Raw genomic sequence first — 24,170 nt, 5'->3', positions numbered from 1 at the left:
CCGTTGCCCTGCCCGTCGCATCGCCGGAGCCTCCATGCCCGCCCTTCCCGCCTCGGACCCGGTCCGATTGCAGGCCTTCGGCCTGTCCGCCGTCCTCGACGACGGCCGCATCCTGTTTCAGAACCTCGACCTGAGCCTGCGCCGCGGCTACACCGCCCTCGTCGGCCGCAACGGCGCGGGCAAATCGACCCTGCTGGCCGCGCTGGCCGGCATCGCCGCGCCGGCCCAGGGCCGGATCGAACGCCGCGGCACGCTCGTCCATTTGCCCACCGAAGCCGGCGAGGCTTCGGCCGGCAGCGTCGCCGGCTTGCTCGGCGTCGCGCCGGCGCTGGCCGCCCTGGACCGGCTCGCCGCCGGCCTCGGCAGCGGCGAAGACCTGGTCCAGCTGGCCGACCGCTGGGATCTGCGCGAGCGTCTGGCCCGGTCCCTGGACGAAATCGGCCTGAGCGGCTTGTCGTTGCAACACGACCCACGCCGCCTGTCCGGCGGCCAACGCCAGCAGTTGCGCCTGCTCGGCGCCTGGCTCGCCGATGCCGCCGTCGTCCTGCTCGACGAGCCCAGCCGGCATCTGGATGCCGATGCCTCGGCGTATTGGTTCCAGCGCTACAGCGGCGGCTCTGCGGCGGTGCTCGCGGTCAGCCACGATCCGGCCTGGTTGAACGACGCCGAACGCATCCTCGAGCTCGCCCCCGAGGGCGCGATCGAGCACCGCGGCGGCCTGAGCCGCTACCTCGATCAGCGCCAACGCCGACGCCGTGCCGGGCTCGACGCGTTGGACGCCGCGCGCCTGGCGCTGCGTCGCGAACGCCGCGATCAAGTGCGCCAGCGCGAGGCGCTGGACCGGCGCGCGGCACGCGGCCGGCGCGCCGGCGCACAGGCCAATCAGTCCAAGCTGCTGCTCGACTTCAGCCAGAACACGGCCGAGCGTCATCTGGGAAGTCGCCGCGCCGCACTGCGCGAACGCCTGAACCAGCGCGGCAGCGCCGTAAGCGAGGCCCATGCGCGAGCCGACACCGCCGCCGCGCCGGTGTTCCTCGGCACCGCGGCGCGCCAGCCGGCCGGGCGCCGCACGCTCGAATTCGCCGCCGCGCATCCCTGCCGGGCCCAGCCGCGGCAGTCGCTGAGCGCAGTGCTGGACGGTCCGGTGCGGATCGGCTTGAGCGGACGCAACGGCAGCGGCAAGACCACGCTGTTGCGCGCGCTGGCCGGACTCGGCCCGCTTGCGGCCGGCCAGGCCCGCGCGGCGGTGCCGGCACTGTGGTTGGATCAAGACCTGCGCCTGTTGCCGACCGACACGGGCGTACTGGCCTGGATCGGCGGCGGCGACGCCGATGCCGAAGCGCGTGCCGCGCTGGCCACCCGCCTGGCCCTGCTCGGCCTGCCCGGCGATCGCGCGCGGCAGCCGATGGCCACGCTCTCGGCCGGCGAGCGCATGCGCGCCGCGCTGGCCGGCGCGGCCTATCGCACTCCGCCGACGCCGTTGCTGTTGCTCGACGAACCCAGCGATCATCTGGACTTTGACAGCCGCGAGGCCCTGATCGGACTGCTGGACGCTTGGCCCGGCGCCTTCGTCGTCGCCAGCCACGATCGCGGCCTGCTCGACGCCCTGCGCCTGAGCCATCGCATTCATCTGACAGATGTCAGTGCGCAGCTCGAAACGATTGCGGCATCGTCGCGCCCCTGATCGAGAGAATGCGAAATCGGTGACCGGGATCGCGGGCGCGCTGTGCTAGGGTGCCGCGACTCGCAGCGGGCAGACTTATGGCGAACAAGGACGAATTGATCGGCGCGGCGCGCAACCCCTGGTGGCAGGGCGCGGCCGCCGTGGTCCTGGTCGCGATCGCCGCGACCGCTGCGCTGGGCGGCTTCGGCGAGGCCAAGAGCAAGAGCAAGCCGCTGCCCGAATACAAGGCCGGCCATCGTTACCAGGGCGGCGCTCTGGCGGTGAAGCCGCTGCGCGCCTGGGTCGCGCGCTACAAGCCCGGCGGCCGGGTCGACCCATTCAGTCCGGACAAACAGTACCTGGTGCTGCAGGTCGAGATCGAGAACCGCACCGGGCGCAGCATCAACGGCTTCGGCTATCCGCAACAGGATCTGATCCTGCTGTCGAAGCAACGCGAACCGATTCCCGCCGAGACCTTGTTGATGGCCGACGACCACAGCATCGCCGCCGACCTGCACCCGCGCCTGAAACAGCGCGTCGACCTGGTCTGGGCGCTGCCGCGCGGCTATGCCTATTCGCCGCAGGAAACCTGGGGCGTGTTCGCGCGCGACTACAAGGCCAAGGCGTATCTCAACGACGAGGGCGCCTGGGTCCAGGGCAAGCCGGCGGCGAAGTACCGCATCGCGGTGCAGGATCTGCGCGACCGGGCGGTGGCGCCGTGAGCGCGCCGGCGACGGCGAACGCCGCGGCGGCGCGCCGGCGGCTGCCGCGCTGGCGCTGGCGCGACGCGCTGTGGATCGCACTGGCGCTGGCGGCGGTGGTCGCCCTGCGCAAGGGCGAGTCCGACTACGAACAACGCGACGCGCCGCTGCTGCAGCGCGCGCCGGCGACGGCGCCGGTACGCGCGCAGGGCCGCAATTTCGCGGTCGACGTCAAACGCTTCAAGGTCGCCCGCGCCTATCTGCTCAAGGGCGACTACGCGCGGCCGGAGGACCATCTGCTGCGCACCCCGGGCGTGTGGCTGTCGGTGGTCGGCCAGGCCGAAGCGTTGCAGCAGCCGGGCTATGTCACCGCGCAACTGCGCACCCGCGACGGCCTGGTCTATGTCGCCTCCAGCCGCGACCGGCCCAAGCTCGACGGGATCAACCTGCGCGACCGCGCGCTGGCGCCGGGTCTGCCGGAGGAGGGCGCCTGGTTCTTCGAAGTGCCGCCCGACCGGCTGCAAGGCGCGCACCTGCAGTTCTTTTGGGGCAGCCTGCTGCCGCACGGCGGCGACAGCCTGGTCGACGTCGATCTCGGCATCGACGCAGCGCAGGCCCGCAAGCTGATGGCCGAAGCCAAGCCGGTACTGGATCTGCGCCCATGAACTCTGCGACGACGAACGAAACCGCCGCGGCCACGGACGCGCCAGCGGCCGGCACGGCGCCGGCGCCGGTCGGCTGGTGGCGGCGTAACGCCTTCTGGCTGCTCGGCACCGCCGTGCTCGGCGCCTGGGCCATGATCGTGCCCTACCGCGAGGCGCTGCAGTCGTATCGGCAACGCCACCCCGAGCAGGCCATCGTCGCCGCGCGCGGACAATGGGTCGCCTTCGAAGGCGCGCGCTGGCGCCTGGTCGACGCCCAGGCGCTGGCCCCGCGCGATCCGCGCTTGCGCGGCCCGCTGCGCAAGGACGCCGGCGTATTGCTGGCGACCTTCGAGGTGATCGCCGACTCCGGCACGGTCGCCAAAGACCTCGACCGCTGCAAGGGCCGCACCGCCGATGCGAGCGGTCGCCAGTGGGAGGCCAATCCCGCCGGACTGCCGCGCCTGGGCGGCGACAAGCTGCCCGATACCTGCGGCACCGGCTACGGCGCCGACTTCAAGCCGATCAGCGCCCTGCCCGGCCGCCCGTTCGCCTTCCGCCATGCCTATCTGCTGCCGCGCAAGGAGCGGCTGGACGGACTGACCTTGCGCATCGAGTTCCCGACCTCGCCGACCGCGCAGGGGCGGTATCTGAGTTTCGCGTTGTAACCGCGAAGACCAAGCAGAAGCGGCGTAGGCCACGGCGGGCCGGCGCAGAACCGACGCCAGCTGCGCTGCCGATCGATGCTGCGCCCAGCGGCGAGGGACCCGCGGATCGCGGCGGACGCGGCCCGGACGCCGAAGGTTCGGACCGTGCAGGCGGCGCGGTCGCTACGGCGCGAAATCGGCGCGACATGGTCGCCGCTTGCGCCGCTCCTACCCCCGGCAGCCGACGCGGCTCCTGGGAGCGGCGATGCGGCGGCGTTCTCTGCACGCTTGGAGGTCGCGGCTTGCGCCGCTCCTCCCCTTGTCGCTGATGCGGCTCCTGGGAGCGCATCGCTGCGAGGCGGGGGATGGCGATATTCCTTGCATCGATGCCACGGGCGCGATTCCGGCGCGCACCCGGCCCGATGGCGGAGTCCTTTCCGCCACGCGCGCCGTCCTGGCGCGACCCCGATTCCGATCGTCCGCCTCTCCTTGGCGGCCGCTCCCTGCTCGGCGCGTCCTGCGCGCCTGATCGAATCGGGCGGGGGTTGTCGGTCGGCGATCCTTCGCCGCTCCCGCCGGACCGGGATCGGGCCGCGGATGCGTCGCGACGAGGTGCGATGCGTCCGCTGGCCCGACCCCGATCCGACGCCGGAGTCCTTTCCTGCCGTGCCGCTATTGTCTCGCCCGGGCGTCGCAGAGGCTGAGAGTGCGGACGGGGGATCCGCATCGTCGAGCCCGCTGCATCGCGCGGGTGGTGGAGAAGGCCGGACATCCGTTTCCGGCGCGGCATCGGCGGCGTTCCTTCGCGATGCTCTCCACGGACACAGGATCGCGCGAAGGCCGGGCCGGCGCAGTCGGGCATCGGCGCGAGCGGGGGTAGGAATTGCCCTATAGACATGGGCGACGGGGTCGGTGCGGTTCGCGCCGGAACGAGGCTTCGGCGGCAGCCGGCGGTTTTATCCATGCGCGTTCGGCGGGGACGGACTCGGGCGGCGCCCGCGGTCGCGATGGGCCAAGGCCTCGCTACTCGCTGAGGGCTGTCGGCGCGGGCCTTTCTGCACGTCCCGTGGGCGCGGCGTGCGCCGCTCCTGCCGGAACAGGCAACGGCCGCGTCTCAGGGCATGACGGGCGGGTGGTAGCTCAGCGTCAGGCCGAGCAGCCACAGCAAGCCGAGCACCAGCGGGATGTGCACCAGCAACTGGATGAAAGTGAAGCCGACGATGTCGCGCGCCTTCAGCCCCAGCACGCCGAGCAGGGGCAGCATCCAGAACGGATTGATCAAGTTCGGCAGCGCTTCGGCGGCGTTGTAGACCTGCACCGCCCAACCCAGGTGCACCTGCAGATCGTTCGCGGCCTGCATCACGTAAGGGGCCTCGATGATCCATTTGCCGCCCCCGGAGGGCACGAAGAAGCCCAGCACCGCCGAGTACGCGCCCATCACCAGGGTGAAGGTGTCGGCGGTGGCGATCTGCACGAACACGCTGGACAGGTGGTGCGCGAGTGTCTGTCCGTCGGCGCCCTTGGCCGCGGTCAGCAGGCTGGCGATGCCGCCGTACAGCGGGAACTGGATCAGCACGCCGGTCGTGCTCGGCACCGCGCGCGCGACCGCGTTGAGAAAGCTGCGTGGCCGCCAATGCAGCAGCAGGCCGAGGGTCAGAAACAGAAAGTTGTAGGTGTTGAGGTTGGCGATCGCGCTGACCCAGGGCTTGGCCGAGAACTCGTAGGCCAGCCAGCCCAGGCTCATCGCCGCCAGCAGGACCGTCACCAGCGGGCTGTATTCCAGCCATTCGCCGGGGCGCGTGCGCGGCGGCAGCACGGCGGCATTGCGCTCGTCTTCGGCCAAGCGGTCGGCGCCGTCGAAATCGCGCGCGCGCCGGACTGAGGCGCCGCGCGGCGCGGTGATGTAGCAGACCGCCAGGGACACCGCGATCAGCGCCGCAGTCAGGGCGATCGATTGCCACAGGAAGATGGTTTCGCTGAAAGGGATCACCCCGGTGATCGCCAGCAAGCCGGGCGGCATGCTGGCCGGGTTGGCCTGCAGTTGCGCCGCCGACGAACTCAAGCCCATCGCCCACACCGCACCCAGGCCCAAGTAAGCCGCCGCGCCGGCGGCGCGATAGTCCATGTCCAGGTCCTCGCGCCGGGCCAATGCGCGCACCAGCAGGCCGCCGAACACCAGCGAAAAGCCCCAGCTCAACAGCGAGGTCAGCATGCTCACCAGGCCCACGTAGCAGACCGCGCCGCGGCCGCTGCGCGGCACCCGCGCCAGCGCGTCGATGAGCCGCGCCACCGCCGGCGCGGTCGCGACCACATAACCGCCGATGACCACGAAGGCCATCTGCATGGTGAAAGGAATCAGGCTCCAGAACCCGTCGCCGAACGCGGTCGCGGTCGCCGCCGGCGTGGCGCCGAAGGCCATCGCCGCGACCGCGACGATGGCCACGCCCAGCGCGGCGAACACATAGGCATCGGGAAACCAGCGCTCGGCCCAGGCGGCGCTGCGCAGGGCGAAGCGAGCGAGCAGACCGTCGTGGACGGCGGTGTCGGCAGCGGGCATGGCGGGATTCCTGCGACGGGCCCGGGCATTGTCCGAGCGAGGGGTGGGCGGGCCACTTGGACTTTAGTCGCAAGCTGCGGCGCAAGAACAGAAGCCAATGCCTCTGCCCCGCTCACTCCACCGGCGGCGCAACCTCCGCCCGCGCCCTTCGTCCCGAGCCGACCACCGCCTCCGCGCGCAACTCCATGCTCGCGTCCTTGGAGTACAGCGCGCCGGTCGCGACCGCGGTCCAGGCCGGGTAGTGGCGCTGGAAGAACTCGCGATGCACCTTCAACACCGGCGCGATCCGGCGCCGGAACTCGGCGTGGTCGGCGGCGACGTGGAAGCTCTGCAGCTCGATCACGTCCTCCAGCCCGGCACCGGCGCTGCGCAGGTGCCGCTCCAGCTCGGCGAACGCCCAGCGCGCCTTGGCCTCGTCGTCCGCGCCCTCCACGGCCGGGATGCCGGACACGATCACCCGGTCGCCGATCCGCACCACCGGCGAGTAATGCAGTTCGTGATACGAGGACTCCCAGCCCGGCGGCGCCAGATGCACCCGCGCGGGACCCGCCTCATCGGCGCGAACGGAACCGGCGCAAGCGCCGGCCAGGCACAGCACTACCGCGGGGCACCAACGCATGAGCGACTCCGGCTACCGAACCAGCCGCCATTGCAGCGCGCCGCGCCGCCGCCGTCGTTGCCCGCGGTTGCGGTTTCGCCGCCGCGTTCAGGCCGCCGGCGCGCGCAGGGCGTAATCCAGCGCCAACCCGGCGAAGATCGTCAGCCCGACCCAGTGGTTGTGCAGGAAGGCGCGGAAGCAGGGCTCGCGCTCGCGCTTGCGGGCGATGACGAACTCGTAGGCGATCAGCGCCGCCGCCACCGCCAGGCCGCCGAAATACCAGGGGCCCAAGTCCACGCGCTGGCCGACCAAGAGCAAAGCGGTCAGCATCAGCGCGTACAGCACGCCGTTGGCGACCAAGTCCAGCTCGCCGAACAGGATCGCGGTCGACTTCGAACCCATCTTCAGGTCGTCCTCGCGGTCGACCATCGCATACCAGGTGTCGTAGGCGGTCGACCACAGGATATTGGCCACGTACAGCAGCCAGCCCACCGCCGGCACCTCGCCGCGCACCGCCGCGAACGCCATCGGGATGCCCCAGCCGAAGGCCATGCCCAGGTAGACCTGGGGCAGATGGGTGTAGCGCTTGAGATAGGGATAGCTGGCCGCCAGCACCACGCCGACGAAGCTCATCAGCACGGTCAACCGGTTCAGGGTCAGCACCAAGCCGAACGCGACCAGCATCAGCACCGCGAACACCGCCAATGCCTCGCGCCCGCGCAGCTCGCCGGTGGCCAGCGGCCGGTGCTTGGTCCGCTCCACATGCGGGTCCAGCCAGCGGTCGGCGTAGTCGTTGATCACGCAGCCCGCGGCCCGGGTCAGCCAAACGCCGGCGCTGAACACGAACCAGGTCCACAGCGGCGGCACGCCCTCGGCGGCGATCCACAGCCCCCACCAGGTCGGCCACAACAGCAGCAGCCAGCCGATCGGCCGGTCGCCGCGGGTCAGCTTCCAATACAGGGACAGGCGGCGGCGCCAGTCCGGCACCGGGGGATGGGAGGGGGCATGGTCCATGGCGCATAGAGTAGCGCGCGCGGCGGGACGGGCCGTCGGAGCCGGGCCGGACGAGCGGATCCGACCAGGCCCGGCAAGCGGCGGCGCTCGCGTGCGGCGGCCGAGGCGCTGAACGCTGGCGCCGAGTCCGTCGGCGAGCGCCGCGCCGGCCAGCGGCGTCGGCAACGACGCCGAAGCTGCTCGCGGGTGCGCAGTCGACGATGAACGCAACGACCGCCGCCCGGCGATGCGGCGGCCACCGCAAGCGACGGCGACGCCAACCGCGTCGTCATGCCGCGCACAGGCCGCCTTCGCTGCGCATGCCCCAGCAAGACGCCGGCGCGCGCGGAAGCCGGCGTTTATCGCGAGCGCATCACAGCTTGCATATGTCATGACAGCGGCCACTACGAAGGCATGACGGCGCATGGCATCAACGCGGGGTCCGGTACGCCAACGGACCGGGCGACTCGTTCGCGGATGCCGTCCGCCGGCCGTGGCAGCCGGATTCGGGGCGGTCGCCTCGCGTGCAATCGCCGCCGACCGCATTCACCGTCACCCTCCAGGATATTCGCAGTGGCTATCGACTCTCGTAATTCAGCGTCCCGGTCCGGGCGCGCAATGCGCATGCTGCCGGTCGTGTTGTTAAGCGGTCTGGTGACCGGCCCGGCCCTGGCGGCGCAGCCGCGCATCGGCAGCGAAGGCCAGGCCCATGCCGGCCTGATGTGGCCGAGCGAACCGCCGGCGAACTACTGCCAGGCCGGCGTCATGCCGAGCGGCCCGGCCACCCCGCCGCCGGGCGCCATCGTGGTTCCGGCCGGCGACAACAGCGGCTTCGATTTCCGCCGCGCCGGCGTAACGTTCTGGTTCGAGCCGGGCGTGCACACCCTCGGCACGGACAAGTACAGCCAGATCATCGCCCAGGACGGCAACACCTACCTGGGCGGTCCCGGCGCGATCATCGACGGCCAGAACCGCAATCACTACGCCTTCACCAGCACGGCGCAGAACGTCGCGGTGCGCTACCTGACCATCCGCAACTTCGGCCGCTACAGCAGCGACCCGGCCGAAGATTACGGCAACTTCGACCAGGGCGTGGTCAACCACGACGCCGGCGATCATTGGACCATCGAGTACAACACCATCGCCAACAACCGCGGCGCCGGCGTGTTCCTGGGCAGCCACAACAAGGTCCGTTTCAACTGCCTGAAGGACAACGGCCAATACGGCTTCAGCATGTACAAGCGGCCGCTGCAGAGCGACGGCCCGCCGACGCCCGAACAACCGGTGCCGGGCCGCTCGGCCATCGTCGACATCGAGTTGAGCTACAACGAGATCGCCGGCAACAACGTCGACGACTGGGAAGCCAGCACCAAGTGCGGCTGCACCGGCGGCGGCAAGTTCTGGGACGTGCGCGGGGCCAAGATCGTCGGCAACTACGTCCACGACAACCGCGGCACCGGACTGTGGGCCGACACCAACAACATCGACTTCCTGTTCGAGAACAACTACATCCGCGACAACGACGGCGTCGGCATCTGGTACGAGATCAGCTACAACGCCACCATCCGCGCCAACACGCTCATCAACAACGGCTGGGTGTCGGGCAACAGCGATCGCGGCGCGCCCGCGCCCGCGATCTATCTGTCCGAATCCGGCGGCGACAGCCGCTTGCCCAAGGACATCAGCGGCTCGGATCTTCTGCGCATCCACGACAACTACTTCGAGAACAATTTCTCCGGCGTGTCGATCTACGAAAGCTCCAACCGCTTCTGCAACTCCAACGGCAACACCAGCCAGGTCTACTGCACGCCCTTCGTCCATCCGGCGCTGATCGTGCGTCCCGACCCGAAGAACCCGACCCAGTACCCCGACCCGGTCAGCCACCTGCATCCTTGCTACACCCAGATCAACGGCGACCCGACTCTGCAGCGCGACTGCCGCTGGCACGCCAAGAACATCGAAGTGACCGGCAACGAGTTCTACTTCGATCCGGCGACGGTGCCGTGCGGCAGCTCCGGCTTCTGCGGCGCGCATGCGTTGTACGCGACCGGCGTGAACAATCTCAGCTGGTCGCCGTACACGGTGCAGCAGGTGCAGAACGACGTGATGTTCAACAACAACAATCGCTTCGCCAACAACCACTACTACGGCCCATGGCGTTTCGCCAAGCGTTACGGCGAAACGATGAGCTTCAACGCCTGGCGCGCCGCGCCCTATTTGCAGGACGCGGGCAGCACCACCGACGGCTCGGCCTTCAACGTGCTCGACCCGGCGACCGCGACCCTGGAAGGTTCGGTCGGCCTGTGGGCCGCGTGGTACGGCAGCCGCGTCGCCCACGCCGCAGGCGGCCACAGCGGCGCGCACAGCCTGCAGGTGACCCTTGAGGACAGCTACTGGGGCGTGACCGTCGCCAATCACCCCGGATACCTGTCCGACAGCAGCGCCAAGCGGCTGAGCTTCTGGACCAAGCACGTCGCCGGCACGCCGTCGCTGCCGGCCAACGCGCGCGTGCGCCTGCGCTGGCTCAAGGAAGACGGTACGCCGGCAACCGGCAACGAGGACACGTCGTTCAGCGACGTATCGTTGGGTGCCGCCGGCGACGACTGGACCCAGGTCGTCGCCGACGTGCAGCCGCCTGCGCAGACGACAAGCGTGTGGGTGATGCTGGTGGGCTCGGGCGGAGCGGCCAATCACAACGCCGGCTTCTACCTCGACGACATCGTGCTACAGGACGCGCCGCGCTAAGCAGCACGCACCCGGGATCGCGCGCGCCTGGTCCGCGGTCCCGGCGCGGCCGGGCGGTCGCCGACAGGCGGCCGCTCCGGAACGCAACAACGCCCTCGCAGCTCCCGGCGCCGACGCAGGCGCCCACCGCGCACCGGGCTAGTCGGCGGACGTCCGCTGCGGACGCGGATCGAACTCGGCGACGATATGGATCTGGCCCGGCTCGCGCGGATGCGCTTCGATCTCCAGGCGCATCCCATGCACCTCGGCGTGCCGTCGGATGGCCGCCCGATAGCGAACCGACCCGCGCGCCCAGAATGCGATCTCTTCGACCGCCCCGCCCTTGCCGTCGGCCCCCAGCAGTATTTGCCGATAGATCAAGCGGCCGTCGCTGCGATGCCGCTCGGGCACCGGAAACGTCGCGACAGCGGCGCCCAACGGCACATGGAAATCGTCCGCCCGCTCCGATGAACGGCTCCAGTTCCCGCTCCTGAAGACGTACCAGCAACGGGTACAGACCGGGCCGCCTTCGTCGGCAGTCGCCAGGCAATCCGCCGCCCGGCTCCAGAGGTCCAGATTCCGGCTGGGCCGGCTCAAGTCGTCGGCCAGGTCGGAGGCGGAAACGACCGCGCCCGCGCAAAGCGGGCACTTGGAAAAAGCGGCGCGGGCGAAGAACGGCAGCCCGGCTCCCAACAACAACGCGTCCAGGACGAATCCGCGTCGATCCATTCAGTCCCCGGCTCCAGACGGCTCAGTCGCGCCCCCAGGCCCGGCCTATGTCAGCCGGCTTCCGGCCAGCATAGCGAACGGACACCGCCACCGTCGCCCGCCCCGGAACCCACATACGCGGCGCAAACGCCCTGCCGCAGCGGCTACCGCCCCGAAACCGGCGCTCGCCTATCGGCGCCCCGCTCGCGCGCGCCATGGCATCGCCAATTTTCTGGCGTTCCGAAGAAAGCATTCAACGGGCGCCGCTTACGGCGACTACGCGCATCCGAGCGCCCTCGAACCCATCGCGATCACAGGGTCCGCGGTCGAACGTTGCCATTGGCGGGCGGGTCGCGAGTGGTCCGATGGAACCGATGGCAATGGCCGGGCTAGCGGCGACGCCGGATCGCAGCGATCGCGACGGCAGCCAACAGCGATCCCCGATTGCGGGCGCATAGCGCAAGGTCGTTCAATGCGGTTCGCACGTATCGGCAGCCGATGGAACCGCGAGATATCGTCCTGCCGACATTGCGATCGCCGAGTCGCGATTTCTCGTCTTGTCCGGCGCGGCTGGATGCAACTTGACGGTCCGATCGCCGGCCGGAGCGCTGTTCTGTCTCGTGGTGCATCGCGGCGCGTGCGGTGCAGTGCGGCCTGGAACAAGCGCGGCCGGCACAGGGGCATGATCGCCGGCCCATCTTCGTCGATTCGTCCGATAAGCGATCGCACCGGCATGGCAACGACGACGCGCGCGACCTACGCCTGCCAAGATAGGCCGCCTTCCCAGCTCTGAAGGCGTCATAGCTTGAGTCCCTTCGCGACGTCATTGCGGCCGTCTGCCGTCAACAAAACCTGTACGACGAATCCCGACATCCGCTGAAATTCGTCCGCATCGCGTCTACGCGTCGATGTCGCTCGGCGCCGCCGCGTGCAATAAGCTTGATCTGGATCAAGCCCGCCCCCAACGGGAACGAGCTAAGTGGTGGTGGCATTCAAAAGGCCCGCGGTATCCGGTCGGCCTCCGGAATCGCTGGTGCCTCAGCCGCCTGGGAAGAATCCCTATGGAAGCGACCTCCAACCCACCCGACGCCCGTTTCCGCCTGACATTTCTGGGCGCGACACAAACGGTGACCGGGTCCCGCTATCTCATCGACGCCGGCCAGCAGCGCATTTTGGTCGACTGTGGCCTTTTTCAAGGCTACAAAGCGCTCAGGCTCAGGAACTGGGCACGCTTGCCGGTAGAGCCCGCTTCGATCGACTCCGTTGTCCTGACACATGCGCACCTGGATCACAGCGGCTATCTCCCGCGCTTGGTGAATGAGGGGTTCAAGGGCGCGATCTGGTGCACGCCAGCCACCCGGCGCTTGTGCGGCATACTGCTGCCGGACTCGGCCCGTTTATTGGCGGAAGAGGCGAGCTACGCCAATCGCAAACAGACCACCAAGCACCGTCCGGCGGTACCGCTTTACGACGAGGCGGCCGCGCTCGCCTGTTTGCGCCTGATGCGAACCGTCGAGTTCGAACACCCTTTCGAGCCGGCCGCTGGACTGAAAGCCAGCTTCAGGAGTCAAGGCCACATCCTGGGGGCGGCGGCGGTGAGCTTGGAGTATCGCGGCGTACGAATCACTTTCAGCGGCGACATCGGCCGCCCCTGCGACGCTGTGATGAACGCTCCACAGCCGCTGGATCGCACCGACTGGGTGGTCACCGAATCGACTTACGGAGACCGCGAGCATCCGGCCGTGGACTTGCGTCAGGAGCTTCGTACGGCCCTGCTCCCGGTGCTGCAACGCGGGGGCGTCGCCGTGATTCCGGCATTTACGGTGGGGCGCGCCCAGTCGCTGCTTCACACGCTTGCCGAATTGCAGGACGCCGGCGATTTGCCGCCCGCTCCGGTGTATTTGAACAGCCCGATGGCCACCGACGCCACTGCGTTGTACGCACAGTATCCGCAGCATCTTCGGCTCAACGCCGCGGACTTGGACCGTATGCGCAGGAACACGCATATCGTGAACAGTCCGGAGGAGTCGAAAGAGCTCAACCGCCGCAAAGAGCCGATGGTCATCGTATCGGCGAGCGGAATGGCGACGGGCGGGCGCGTGCTGCATCATCTGATCGCATTCGCGCCGGACCCCAACAATGCAATCGTGCTGTGCGGATATCAGGCCGGCGGCACGCGTGGCGCTCTGCTGGCCGAAGGGGCCAAGTACGTGCGTATTTACGGGCAGGAGGTAGCGGTCAGGGCACAGGTGCTTCAACTCGAATCGGCCTCGGCGCATGCCGACGCCTCGGAAATCGTCGCTTGGCTCGCTACGATGAAGGCCGCGCCTCGCGGTGTGTTCGTCACCCACGGCGAGCCCCAGGCAGCCGATCGGCTGCGGATACGCATCGAACGCGAGCTGGGCTGGAGGGCTTTCGTCCCCGAATTCGGCGCTTCGGTCGACCTGAATTCGCCCCAGGCCGAGCCGGTCACTACGCTCGCGATCGATTAGGCACGCCGATGGAGCGCAAGCAACGGTATCGCGCCATGGCGCCGTGCGCCGAAGGTGTGCCGGGTCGTCGTCGCGCTGGCGCATCCAGGACGAATCGGCCGCGTCCTTTGGCTCGGTAGCGGCGATCGGGAGATTTGCTATGCGAGTGCGTGACATATGCCGGCAGGCAATACATGTAATCGGGCCCAGCACGACCGCCCGCGAAGCCGCCGAAATCATGCGAGACGCCCACGTCGCTACCTTGCTGGTCGCCGACGAGCTCGCCGGCGAACCGGTCTTGCTTGGGGTGGTGACCGACCGGGATCTGGTGCTGAAGGTGATGGCGATGGGGGCATCTGCCGAGGCGGTTCCGGTCGCCGATGCGATGACCCGGGACGTCGTCATCTGTCGCGACGACCAGGATATCGCGGAGGCTGTCAACATCATGCGCTCCAGCGGCGTTCGCCGCCTTCCGGTTCTCGGCGGCGCCGGCCGTCCGATCGGACTCATCACCGCCGACGACGTTTACGCGGCCTTGTCGGCGCAAATGCGCGATCTGGGTCAGATGACGTTGAGAGAGCGCGTTCACGAACTCGAGTCGTTCGAATGACCGATTGGCGGGGCGTCGCGCAGAGCGGCACAGTCTCGCCGCGAATTTCAGGAGCGGACATGAATCGCGTCAAAGGCAAAGTCTGCATCGTCACCGGAGCCAGCCTGGGAATCGGGTGCGCGTGCGCCAGGCGCCTGGCCGAAGAGGGGGCGAACGTCGCGTTGTTCGATGTCGTGGATCAGCCCGGGCATACGCTGATGGAAGAGCTGCGATTCCGCGGAGTCCAGGTTCGTTACTGGCACGTCGACGTGACCGACGAGGGATCGGTTCGGGATGCGATGGCCTCGGTCGGCGAGACCTTCGGCGGCCTCGATGTGCTGATCAACAATGCCGGCATATCGGGGGTGAACAAACCGACCCACGAAATTACCCAGGAAGAATGGGACCAAGTCCAGGCAGTGAACGTGAAAGGCGTGTTCCTGTGCACCAAGCACGCGATTCCCCATATGCTGCGCGCCGGCCGGGGCAGCATCGTCAACTTGTCTTCCATCTACGGCTTGGTCGGCGCCCCGGACGTACCGCCCTATCACGCGTCGAAGGGTGCGGTCACGCTGATGAGCCGAACGGACGCGTTGCTCTACGCGCCGAATCGGATTCGAGTCAACAGCGTGCATCCCGGCTATATCTGGACGCCCATGGTAGTGAACCATCTGCGCGCCAATGGCGTGGACGACCTGGATCAGGCCCGCGAGCAGCTCGGGCGGCTTCACCCTCTGGGGCATGTCGGCGACACGGACGACATCGCCTGGGCCGTGGTCTATCTGGCCTCGGACGAGTCCAAGTTCGTCACCGGGGCGAGCCTGGTGATCGATGGAGGCTACACCGCTCGGTAATGGCCCGCCGGCGAATCGCATGGGGTCGGCGGGCGCAAGCGACCCCGCGGTTCGGCCAGGCCTTCCTTCGAAAGCGGGCCGCATTCGGCCCCGCTTTCGCCGGGCCTGGCTGCGACCGCGGTTGTTGATCAGGATCAATGGCGGCGATCGCGAAGCGGGTAGGTTCGGACGAAAACATCGCTCGGCGCCCTCATGCACGCGATCGACCCCCGTCCCGTTGCCGCTTCGCCGTGGGAGGCGCCGGTCCGACTGCCCGTGCGCAGGGCGGGCATCGACACCTACCGGCAGCCGGTGCTGTACCTGCACAGGGATTGCCCGGTTTGCCGAGCCGAGGGATTCGCCGCCCTGACCCGGGTCAGGATCGGCAGCGGCGGCCGCGACACGGTAGCGGTGTTGAATGTCGTCACGGGCGATTGGCTCGGCGCGCACGAAGCCGCCCTGTCCGAGGCCGCGTGGCAGGCTTTGCGCCCCGAACCCGGCGCCCTGGCCGAGTTCGCGCACGCCGACCCAGCGGAATCCTGCAGTCTGTTGCGGGCCAAGGTCTACGGCGCCCGCCTCGGCGAGCAGGACTTCGCCGCCGTACTGCGGGACGTGCTGGCGGCGCGCTTGTCGGACATCGAGTTGGCGGCCTTCGTGACCGCTTGCGCCGGCGACCGCATGGACCTGGACGAATGCATCGCCCTGACGCGGGCAATGGTCGCGGTGGGCGACCGGCTGGATTGGGGCGCCGGGCCGGTGCTGGACAAGCACTGCGTCGGCGGCCTGCCCGGCAACCGGACTACGCCGATCATCGTCTCCATCGTTGCGGCGCTGGGGTATCGCATTCCCAAGACATCCTCGCGCGCGATCACCTCGCCGGCGGGCACGGCCGACGTGATGGCGACGATGACCGCGGTGGATCTCAACCTGGGCGAACTGCGCCGGGTGGTGGAGCGGGAAGGCGGTTGCTTGGCGTCGGGCGGTCGGATACGCCTGAGCCCGGCCGACGACATGTTCATCCAGGTCGAACGCCCGCTCGACATCGACAGCGGTGGACAGATGGTCGCCAGTATCTTGTCCAAGAAGGCGGCGGCCGGCTCGACTCATGTGTTGATCGACATTCCGGTCGGCGCGACGGCCAAGATCCGCACACCGGCCGCGGCCGATGCGATCGCCCGCCGACTCACGCTGGTGGGCGAAGCGATGGGGTTGCGGGTCGGCATCCGCCTGTCGGACGGTCGGCAACCGGTGGGCTGGGGCATCGGTCCCGCACTCGAAGCCCGGGACGTATTGGCGGTGCTGCGCTGTGCGCCCGACGCGCCGCGCGATTTGCGCGAGCGGGCGCTGGACATCGCCGGAGCGGTATTGGAGCTGCTACCGGAATCGCGCCCCGGGCGAGGTCGGGAAGCGGCGACGGTGGCTCTGGATTCGGGCGCCGCATTGGAAAAGTTCATGGCCATCTGCGAAGCGCAAGGCGGCTTTCGCGAACCGGGCAAAGCGCGTTTCGCCAGGGCGTTCGTATCCCCCACGACCGGGCGGGTCGCCTGCATCAACAACCGCCTGCTGGCCAGGGTCGCCAAATTGGCCGGCGCGCCGAACGATCCGACCGCTGGCGTGGTCTGCACCCTGCGCGAAGGCGACCCGATCGACACCGGAGCTCCGTTGTTCGTGGTCCATGCCGAGGCCGAAGGCGAACTGGCCTATGCGCTGAACTATGCCGCCGGCCACGCGGATATCCTCGCGATCCGGAGCGGCCCGGAATGAGCGCCGTATTGTTGCCGCTGGCGGACGACGGGCCCTTGGCGACCGCCTTGGCCACGCGGCTGGGCGCCCGGGTCGGTACGCTGCGGTGGACCCGCTTCCCCGACGCCGAATCGCTGATAGCGATCGACCCGTCGGTGGACGGCGCCGACGTGGTACTGGTCGCCAGCCTCAACCGGCCCGACGACAAAGCGCTTGCGTTGCGGTTCGCGGCGGATACCGCCCGCGAGCTGGGCGCGCGCAGCGTCGGCCTGGTCGCCCCTTATCTCGCCTACATGCGCCAGGACCGCCGGTTCCATCCCGGCGAAGCCGTCAGCGCCAGGGCGTTCGCGCGGTTCCTCGACGAGAGCGTCGACTGGCTGGTCACCGTCGATCCGCATCTGCACCGCATCAAGGCGCTGGGCCGCGTGTTCCGGATACCGGCCGATTGCGTTTCCGCGGCCGCGCCGATCGCCGGTTGGATTCGCGATCATGTCGAACAGCCGCTGCTGATCGGCCCGGATGAAGAGAGTGCGCAGTGGGTGGAGCGCATGGCATCCGCAGCGGGCGCTTCGTACGAGCTGCTGCGCAAGGTACGGCATGGGCCCACGGACGTCGAAGTCAGCCTGCCCGACGTTCGGAGGCTGCGCGGCCGCACTCCGGTCCTGGTCGACGACATCGTCTCCACGGGAAAAACCATGTGCGCGGTACTCGAGCATCTGCACGGCAGGTGCGAACCGGCGATTTGCGTGGTGATCCATCCGCTGTTCGTCGGCGACGCGTTCGAATCCCTGTATCGGGCCGGCGCAGGCCTCGTTGTCAGTACCGACAGCATTCCCCATTCCAGCAACGCCATCCGGCTGGACGAACCGATCGCCGCGGCGGTTGCCGCGCGCCTGGCCGCAACGTCCATCGAGATCGGGCCATGACCTACGACGAAACCCCGGACGACGTACTCAGGGCCTGTGCCGCCAGCTCGGATCTGGCCCCGCCCCAACGTCGGCAGATCGCCGCCGTCGCAGCGGCGTATCGACGCAGCGACCCGGCCTTCGCCGCCTGGGCCGCCGGGTACGGCGTCATCGTCCATGATCCGCTGACCCAGGTCCGCATTCACGCGCTAGTCGAATCGTTGCGGGCGGAAGGGACGCTTGCCGACGCCGAATCGGGCTATCGAATCCTCGCGGCGGCCGATCGGCTGGCCAGCGCCGCGATCTGGCTGGTCGTCCACATGACGTACGCCGCTCGGGTCAGGCTCGACGGCTCGGACCTGGCGGGCGCCGATTTCAAACCCAGTCCGGAGGGACATACCGGCGGATCGCTGAACATGGTGCCGGCTTACGTCGCCTACCTGGCCCTCGACGCGCTGACCGGGCATACCCGCGCCTGGATGATGGGCCAGGGGCATTGCGTGGCGGCGATCGATGCGGTCAACCTGATCGTCGGAAACATGAGCGCCGAGCACGCCGAGCGCTATCGCTGGGACGAGGCCGGCCTCACGCGTTTCGTCGGCGACTTCTATTCGTATCGAATCCGGCCGGACGGGCATCCGCAGTCGCCTCTGGGATCGCACGTCAATGCCTTCACCGCCGGCAGCCTCCAGGAAGGCGGCTATCTGGGCTTCGCCGAACTGCACTACGCTCACGCCCCGTTGCCCGGCGAGCGGCTCGTAGCCTTTCTCAGCGACGGCGCGTTCGAGGAACAGCGCGGCAGCGACTGGGCGCCGCGATGGTGGCGACCGCAGGACTGCGGGCTGATCGCTCCGATCATGATCTTGAACGGCCGCCGCATCGAGCAGCGCAGCCAGATCGCGCAACAAGGAGGCGGCCATTGGCTTCGCGCCCACCTGCGCCTCAACGGGTTCGAGCCGGTCGGGCTGGACGGCCGCGACCCGGCGAGCATCGCCTGGGGCATCCACGAGATCGAACTGCGGCAGCTGACCCGGATCGCGTCCTACGCGAGCGCCGGCTTCGATACCTGCGCGCCGATACGCTATGGAATGGCCGAGGCGCCGAAGGGCTTCGGTTTCCCCGGCGCCGGAAGCAACCGTGCGCATAATCTGCCCTTGCCGGGAAATCCAGCCAAGGACGAGGCCTCCAGGGGCCTCTTCAATGCGGCCTGCAAGCATCTGCGAGTTCCCGAGGCGGAGTTGCGGCAGGCGATTGTGGCCTTGAACAATCATCGCTCGCAGGGACGTCCGCTCGAACGCGACCACGCGCTGGCGACGCGTCGCGTGCCGATTCCGGAACTGCCGCCGCCCGTCTGGCGCGCGCTCGGCGAGAGCGTCTCGCCCATGGCCGCGCTCGACGAGTGCTTCGTGTCGGTGGTCCGAGCCAACCCGCACTTGCGGGTCCGGGTCGGCAACCCCGACGAGCTGCGCAGCAATCGCCTGGATCGCACCCTCGACGCGCTCAAGCACCGCGTGCAGTCGCCCGAGGCCGGCATCGCCGAGGCCCAGGACGGCGCCGTCATCACCGCGCTCAACGAGGAAGCGGTGGCCTGCGCGGCGTTGGCCAACAAGGGCGGCATCAACTTGATCGTCACCTACGAAGCATTCGCGGTGAAAATGCTGGGTGCGATACGGCAGGAACTGATCTTCGCACGGCAATTGCGCAGGGCCGGGCGCCCGCCCGGGTGGTTGTCGGTGCCGCTGGCGATGACCTCGCATACCTGGGAAAACGCGAAGAACGAACAATCGCACCAAGACCCGACCTTGTCGGAAGTCCTGCTCGGCGAGATGCAGGACACCGTGCGCGTCGTGTTTCCGCCCGACGCCAACGCCGCCCAGGCGGCATTGCAGGCGGCCTACGCCGGGCACGGCGGCATCGTGGGCCTGGTCGTGCCCAAACGCGAGTTGCCCGTCCTGCTGGACGGCGACCAGTCGCAGTCCCTGCTCAGCGAAGGCGCCTTGCTGCTGAAACACGTGCCCGACGCCGAGATCGACCTTGTGGCCACCGGCGCCTATCAGTTGGACGAGATCGTCAAAGCCTGGCGCCGGCTCCGCTCATACGACGTGCGAGCGAACCTGATCTATCTCGGGGAGCCCGGACGGTTCAGGACGCCGCGCGACGAACAGGAACTCGAGCATGTTCACGACGACGAGGCGGTTCGGCACTGGTTCGCACCCGGACGGCCGCGCGTGTTCTTGACCCATATGCGCCCGGAACCGTTCCTGGGGGCGCTGCGCCGGCTCGACGACGGGCCGGCGCTGACCGCGGCGCTGGGCTATCGAAACCGTGGCGGAACGCTCGACACCCCCGGACTGATGTTCGCCAATCGCTGCACTTGGGCGCACGTCTTGGCCGCTGCGACCGGGCTGACGGGGCGAAAGGCGTCCACATGGCTGTCGCCGGCCGAATATGCCGCGACGCGCGGACTGGCGACGCCGGACGTGCTGTGGAGCCAGGACGGGTGAATGCGGTCCGGCCCGCTTCGGAAGCCTGCTTGGTGCTCAATCTGGGCTCGGCGACGCTGAAGGCCGCGTGGTACGCGGGGTTCGACCCGCAGCCGGACCGCCGTCCGGTTCCGGTGAGACATATCGATGTCGGGTTGGCCGCCGGCGACGACGCGGACGCTCGGCTCGCATCGGCGATCGACGCGCTGGCGTTTCCCGGCCGGCCGGCCTGGGTGGGGCATCGCTTCGTCCATGGCGGAGACGCCGTGCAAGCGCGCGCGCTCGACGCGGCCGAACTCGCGAGATTGCAGCGCCTTGCGCTTCTGGCGCCGCTGCACCAGCCGCCGGCGCTGGCGTTGGTACGCGCGGTGTCGCAGCGGTGGCCGCACACGCGCCAATACGCGGCTTACGACACCGCCTGGCACCGCGGCCTTCCCGAGAACGCCCGGCGTTTGCCGGTACCGCAGGAGTGGCACGCCTGGGGCGTCAGACGATACGGCTTTCATGGGCTCGCATTCGCGTCGGCGGTGCGGGAACTGAGCCGGGCCGATAGCGAAATCGGCGACGACCGGATCGTTCTCGCCCACTTGGGCGGCGGCGCCAGTCTGTGCGCGGTCCGTGCCGGAAACAGTCTGGACACCACCATGGCCGTCACGCCGCTGGACGGGGTGCCGATGACGACCCGCAGCGGCAGTCTGGATCCGGGCGCGCTGTTGTATCTCTTGCGCCACGGCATGACCGTCGACAGTCTGCAGGAGGGGTTGTATCGCCGTTCCGGCCTGCGCGGGATATCCGGGGAAACAGGCGATGTACGCCGGCTGCTCGCCTCCGCCGCGCCGTCCGCGGCCCTGGCGCTGGACGTATTCGCCCTGCGCATCGCGCAGGCCGTCGCCGCGATGGCGACGCGCCTGGGGGGCATCGAGCATCTGGTGTTCTCCGGCGGCATCGGCGCCCGTTCCGCGCCGGTTCGTTCGGCGATCGTGGCGTATCTGGCTTGGCTCGGCATCGGACTGGACGAGGCCGCCAATTCGCGCGGCAGCCTGCGGATCGAAGCCTCCGCGAGCAGGGCGCGGGTATGGCGCGTCGATGTGGACGAAGCAGCGGAAATCGCTCGGGAATGCCGGCAGGCGCACTCCGCAGCCGGCTAGCGCCGGCGCCGCAGGACGCGGGTTGCGGCCTCGATCAGGACCAATCCCGCCAGCGGCGCCAGAAACGCGAGCAAGGACCCGGCCACCGGCGGCGGCGAGAAGCGGAACCATATGCCCAAGGAAGGGATGCGCGTAATCAGAACCAGCGTACCGAGCGCGCATGCGACGATCGTCCAGAACGCCGGATTCGAGCGCCAGGTCCAGCGGCGATCGCCGCGCCTGCAGTTCAGTGCGACCAGGCCCAGGTTGCCCGAGATCAATGCGGTGAAACAAAGCGCCGCGAGCTGCGACGTGGGCAGCGCCGCCGAGCGACCCAGCACGTAGACGGCGACGACGGCGGCGAACACCGCAAGTCCTACGCCCAGGCTACCGAACAATGTGCGCATATCCAGCAAGCGTTGCGATGGCGGGCGCGGCGGTCTGCGCATGACCCCGGGGGCGGCGGGTTCGCGCTCGAACACCAGCGTGGACGCCGGATCGATGATCAGTTCGAGGAATACCACGTGCAGGGGCATGAGCATCGGCGCCGCGCCGAACAGCAAGGGCAGCAACGCCAGTCCGGTGATGGGCACATGGACGGCCAGAATGTAGCGGATCGCGCGGACGATGTTGTCGTAGACGACGCGTCCCTGGCGGATGGCCCGCACCACCGTCACGAAGTCGTCGTCGAGCAACACGATCGACGCCGCTTCCCGGGCGACGTCGGTTCCGCGTCCGCCCATCGCCACGCCGACATGGGACGCCATCAACGCCGGCGCGTCGTTGACTCCGTCGCCGGTCATGGCGACGACTTCTCCGGCGCGCTTCAGCGCCTCGACCAGGCGGAGTTTGTGCTCGGGTTTGACGCGCGCGAAAACGTCCGTGTCCTGGATGCAACGCATCACGGCAGCGTCGTCGAGTCGCTCCAGGTCGGCCCCGAGGGCGACGCTGTCGCATCGGTCCATGCCGGCTTGAGCGGCGATGGCGCGCGCCGTCGCCACATGGTCGCCGGTCAGCATGATCACCCGCACGCCGGCGGTGCGGGCCTGGCCGATGGCATCGGCTACCCCGCCGCGGAGCGGGTCGACGAAGCCGAGCAGCCCTAGCCATTCGAAATGGAAGTCGCGCGGCGTCGATGGAAGCGCCACCGGACCGGGAGGCCAGGCCGCCACGGCGACGGCGATGACCCGCAAGCCGCGCCCGGCCATGCGCTCGACCGCCTGCAATACCGCGTCCGTCCGTTCCGGCGACAAGCGGCATAGGGCGGCGATCGTCTCCGGCGCCCCCTTGCTGGCGATCAGAAGCTCGGGGGAATACGGGTCTTCCCAGACGTGCGTGGTCGCGAGCAAGTCCTTGCCGAACGGGTACTCGTGAATCCGTACCCGAACCGACGATGGTCCGAGTCCGGTCGCGGCCGCGCGGATGGCGAGCTCCATCGGGTCGAAGGGCCGATCCGGGCACGCCCGGTCGGCGATCTCCAGCAGCCGGTGTTGCGAGGGAGAGGACAAGCGGTCCGGCGGCGCCGCTCCGTCTTCGGTGACCCACTCGGCCAGGGACATCCGGTTCTCGGTCAGGGTGCCGGTCTTGTCCGTGCACAGAATGGTCACCGAGCCCAGCGCCTCGATGGCGGGCGCCCGGCGGACCAGCGCTCGGCGACGCGCCATGCGCCATCCGCCCAGCGCCAGGAATACGGTCAACACCACCGGAAACTCCTCGGGGATATTGGCCATCGCCAGCGTAACGCCGGCCAGCAGGCCCTGTAGCCATCCGCCATGGATCGCGACATACAAGCCAGTCATCAATCCGCTGACCAGCAGTCCGAGCGTCGCGAACAGCACGACCGCGCGGCGTATTTCCAGTTGCATCGGCGTCGGCGGAGAGCGCTGGAAACGCAACTGATCGCCGATGCGGCCCATTGCCGTGGCGCTCCCGGTGGCGACCACCTCGGCCATGCCATGCCCGCGCACGACCAGCGTGCCCGCATGTATCCGGTTCGTCTCCACGTCGGCCGCCGGGCCGGCCTGGCGTCGCACAGGCATCGACTCCCCGGTCAGCATCGACTCGTCGAGCATCAGGTCGTAGTCGTCCAGTACCCGCGCATCGGCCGGAACCCGGTCGCCTTCCGCAACGGCGACGACGTCGCCGACCACCAATTCCTGCGACGACACAACGCGCACATCGCCGTCGCGCAGTACCCGCGCGCGTGGGCTGCTGAGATCTCGCAGCGCCTGCAACGCCCGCTCGGATCTGTACTCCTGAATCACGGTCAAGCCGATCACCAAGCCGACCGATGCCAGCAACACCGATGCCTCGCGTGGATCGCCGAGCAGCAGATACAGCCCGGCCGCGGCCAGCAACAACAGGAGCATCGGTTCCCGGACCACGCCGAGAGCGATGCGCAAGCCGTTGCGTCGGTCCGGTTGCGGCAGGCGATTGGGGCCGTTGCGTTCCAGCCGCAGCGCCGCTTCCGCACTGGATAGCCCTGGCGGGTCGGGGGGCTCGCTGGCGGCGTCAGGGATCGTCATGCTCGCTCCACGGATGGCCAACGGCGCCCGGAAAGCCGGCGGGGGGGCGCTTCCTGGCCGTGGGCGCAACTCCGCATGCGCCGCTGCCGACCCGTCGGCACGAGTCGGGGCCGACTCGCGGGGCCGGACAAGCCCGCAGCGACTCGCGCGGCGACAAGCCCAGGCAGACATGGTTCTAGCGGGCCGGCCTGGCTGCCTTGACCTGGGTCAACCCACCGCCGAGAGGGCGGCCCGGCGACGGACGAGCGGCGGATTGGGGGAC

Annotated in this window: 17 protein-coding genes; 12 read left to right on the top strand and 5 right to left on the bottom strand. The window is 69.1% G+C overall.

Features of this window, described 5'->3' with window-relative positions:
* Positions 1-34 precede the first annotated feature (34 nt).
* The 4 genes from V2J18_RS00765 to V2J18_RS00750 all read left to right on the top strand — a co-directional run bounded on the left by V2J18_RS00765 (position 35) and on the right by V2J18_RS00750 (position 3,673).
* Positions 35-1,684, top strand: coding sequence for an ATP-binding cassette domain-containing protein (locus V2J18_RS00765; protein WP_336130606.1), 1,650 nt, complete (start codon positions 35-37; stop codon positions 1,682-1,684).
* A gap of 77 nt (positions 1,685-1,761) precedes the next feature.
* Positions 1,762-2,385, top strand: a complete 624-nt coding sequence (locus V2J18_RS00760; RefSeq protein WP_064747123.1) for a hypothetical protein — start codon at positions 1,762-1,764, stop codon at positions 2,383-2,385.
* Positions 2,382-3,029 (top strand): hypothetical protein, encoded by a 648-nt coding sequence (locus V2J18_RS00755; RefSeq protein WP_336130605.1) that lies wholly within the window; start codon positions 2,382-2,384, stop codon positions 3,027-3,029. Before V2J18_RS00760 ends, V2J18_RS00755 begins: the two co-directional genes overlap by 4 nt.
* On the top strand, positions 3,026-3,673 hold the full coding sequence (locus V2J18_RS00750) for a hypothetical protein (protein ID WP_336130604.1): 648 nt from the start codon (positions 3,026-3,028) through the stop codon (positions 3,671-3,673). The genes V2J18_RS00755 and V2J18_RS00750 overlap by 4 nt, the downstream gene beginning before the upstream one ends.
* Positions 3,674-4,766: 1,093 nt before the next feature.
* Here the strand turns inward: V2J18_RS00750 and V2J18_RS00745 are convergent.
* The 3 genes from V2J18_RS00745 to ubiA form a co-directional block, all read right to left on the bottom strand.
* Entirely contained in the window at positions 4,767-6,209 is a 1,443-nt protein-coding gene (locus tag V2J18_RS00745) for a short-chain fatty acid transporter (RefSeq protein ID WP_336130603.1), read from the bottom strand.
* 112 nt (positions 6,210-6,321) lie between these two features.
* Positions 6,322-6,828, bottom strand: a complete 507-nt coding sequence (locus V2J18_RS00740) for a Rid family hydrolase (protein WP_079248082.1) — start codon at positions 6,826-6,828, stop codon at positions 6,322-6,324.
* Positions 6,829-6,915: 87 nt separating this feature from the next.
* Positions 6,916-7,821 carry a 4-hydroxybenzoate octaprenyltransferase gene (gene ubiA / locus V2J18_RS00735; RefSeq protein ID WP_336130602.1) on the bottom strand — a complete coding sequence of 302 codons (906 nt, stop codon included), beginning with the start codon at positions 7,819-7,821 and terminating at the stop codon, positions 6,916-6,918.
* A gap of 597 nt (positions 7,822-8,418) precedes the next feature.
* Here ubiA and V2J18_RS00730 point away from each other — a divergent pair.
* Positions 8,419-10,545 carry a right-handed parallel beta-helix repeat-containing protein gene (locus tag V2J18_RS00730; protein ID WP_336130601.1) on the top strand — a complete coding sequence of 709 codons (2,127 nt, stop codon included), beginning with the start codon at positions 8,419-8,421 and terminating at the stop codon, positions 10,543-10,545.
* Between the two features lie 138 nt (positions 10,546-10,683).
* Here the strand turns inward: V2J18_RS00730 and V2J18_RS00725 are convergent, their stop codons facing one another.
* Entirely contained in the window at positions 10,684-11,253 is a 570-nt protein-coding gene (locus V2J18_RS00725) for a hypothetical protein (protein WP_336130600.1), read from the bottom strand.
* 1,040 nt (positions 11,254-12,293) lie between these two features.
* Here V2J18_RS00725 and V2J18_RS00720 point away from each other — a divergent pair.
* From V2J18_RS00720 to V2J18_RS00690, 7 genes are all read left to right on the top strand, one after another.
* Positions 12,294-13,724: an MBL fold metallo-hydrolase RNA specificity domain-containing protein gene (locus V2J18_RS00720; protein WP_336130599.1), complete on the top strand. Its 1,431-nt coding sequence runs from the start codon at positions 12,294-12,296 to the stop codon at positions 13,722-13,724.
* Between the two features lie 139 nt (positions 13,725-13,863).
* Entirely contained in the window at positions 13,864-14,313 is a 450-nt protein-coding gene (locus V2J18_RS00715) for a CBS domain-containing protein (RefSeq protein WP_336130598.1), read from the top strand.
* Between the two features lie 59 nt (positions 14,314-14,372).
* Positions 14,373-15,146: an SDR family NAD(P)-dependent oxidoreductase gene (locus tag V2J18_RS00710; RefSeq protein WP_336130597.1), complete on the top strand. Its 774-nt coding sequence runs from the start codon at positions 14,373-14,375 to the stop codon at positions 15,144-15,146.
* A gap of 255 nt (positions 15,147-15,401) precedes the next feature.
* A complete protein-coding gene (locus tag V2J18_RS00705) occupies positions 15,402-16,889 on the top strand; it encodes a thymidine phosphorylase family protein (protein WP_336130596.1) in 1,488 nt (495 codons plus the stop codon).
* Positions 16,886-17,794 carry a ribose-phosphate diphosphokinase gene (locus tag V2J18_RS00700; protein WP_336130595.1) on the top strand — a complete coding sequence of 303 codons (909 nt, stop codon included), beginning with the start codon at positions 16,886-16,888 and terminating at the stop codon, positions 17,792-17,794. The genes V2J18_RS00705 and V2J18_RS00700 overlap by 4 nt, the downstream gene beginning before the upstream one ends.
* Positions 17,791-20,277: a phosphoketolase family protein gene (locus tag V2J18_RS00695; protein WP_336130594.1), complete on the top strand. Its 2,487-nt coding sequence runs from the start codon at positions 17,791-17,793 to the stop codon at positions 20,275-20,277. The genes V2J18_RS00700 and V2J18_RS00695 overlap by 4 nt, the downstream gene beginning before the upstream one ends.
* Before the next feature lie 32 nt (positions 20,278-20,309).
* Positions 20,310-21,404: an acetate kinase gene (locus V2J18_RS00690; protein ID WP_336133028.1), complete on the top strand. Its 1,095-nt coding sequence runs from the start codon at positions 20,310-20,312 to the stop codon at positions 21,402-21,404.
* On the opposite strand, the gene V2J18_RS00685 is transcribed toward V2J18_RS00690, so the two are convergent.
* Positions 21,401-23,908, bottom strand: a complete 2,508-nt coding sequence (locus V2J18_RS00685; protein WP_336130593.1) for a cation-translocating P-type ATPase — start codon at positions 23,906-23,908, stop codon at positions 21,401-21,403. The genes V2J18_RS00690 and V2J18_RS00685 overlap by 4 nt on opposite strands.
* Between the last annotated feature and the right edge of the window lie 262 nt (positions 23,909-24,170).

Source organism: Lysobacter firmicutimachus, assembly GCF_037027445.1.
Classification (GTDB): Bacteria; Pseudomonadota; Gammaproteobacteria; order Xanthomonadales; family Xanthomonadaceae; genus Lysobacter; species Lysobacter firmicutimachus.
The sequence above is the reverse complement of the archived record's forward strand: the minus strand, read 5'-3'. Positions and strand labels throughout refer to the sequence as shown.

Excerpts from the sequence above, each read along its gene's own strand:
- V2J18_RS00760 (WP_064747123.1), top strand. The coding sequence starts at position 1,762 with ATGGCGAACAAGGACGAATTGATCGGCGCGGCGCGCAACCCCTGGTGG.
- V2J18_RS00685 (WP_336130593.1), bottom strand. The coding sequence starts at position 23,908 with ATGACGATCCCTGACGCCGCCAGCGAGCCCCCCGACCCGCCAGGGCTA.
- V2J18_RS00695 (WP_336130594.1), top strand. The coding sequence starts at position 17,791 with ATGACCTACGACGAAACCCCGGACGACGTACTCAGGGCCTGTGCCGCC.
- V2J18_RS00730 (WP_336130601.1), top strand. The coding sequence starts at position 8,419 with ATGCGCATGCTGCCGGTCGTGTTGTTAAGCGGTCTGGTGACCGGCCCG.
- V2J18_RS00750 (WP_336130604.1), top strand. The coding sequence starts at position 3,026 with ATGAACTCTGCGACGACGAACGAAACCGCCGCGGCCACGGACGCGCCA.
- V2J18_RS00765 (WP_336130606.1), top strand. The coding sequence starts at position 35 with ATGCCCGCCCTTCCCGCCTCGGACCCGGTCCGATTGCAGGCCTTCGGC.
- V2J18_RS00700 (WP_336130595.1), top strand. The coding sequence starts at position 16,886 with ATGAGCGCCGTATTGTTGCCGCTGGCGGACGACGGGCCCTTGGCGACC.
- ubiA (WP_336130602.1), bottom strand. The coding sequence starts at position 7,821 with ATGGACCATGCCCCCTCCCATCCCCCGGTGCCGGACTGGCGCCGCCGC.
- V2J18_RS00720 (WP_336130599.1), top strand. The coding sequence starts at position 12,294 with ATGGAAGCGACCTCCAACCCACCCGACGCCCGTTTCCGCCTGACATTT.
- V2J18_RS00740 (WP_079248082.1), bottom strand. The coding sequence starts at position 6,828 with ATGCGTTGGTGCCCCGCGGTAGTGCTGTGCCTGGCCGGCGCTTGCGCC.
- V2J18_RS00725 (WP_336130600.1), bottom strand. The coding sequence starts at position 11,253 with ATGGATCGACGCGGATTCGTCCTGGACGCGTTGTTGTTGGGAGCCGGG.
- V2J18_RS00745 (WP_336130603.1), bottom strand. The coding sequence starts at position 6,209 with ATGCCCGCTGCCGACACCGCCGTCCACGACGGTCTGCTCGCTCGCTTC.
- V2J18_RS00715 (WP_336130598.1), top strand. The coding sequence starts at position 13,864 with ATGCGAGTGCGTGACATATGCCGGCAGGCAATACATGTAATCGGGCCC.
- V2J18_RS00710 (WP_336130597.1), top strand. The coding sequence starts at position 14,373 with ATGAATCGCGTCAAAGGCAAAGTCTGCATCGTCACCGGAGCCAGCCTG.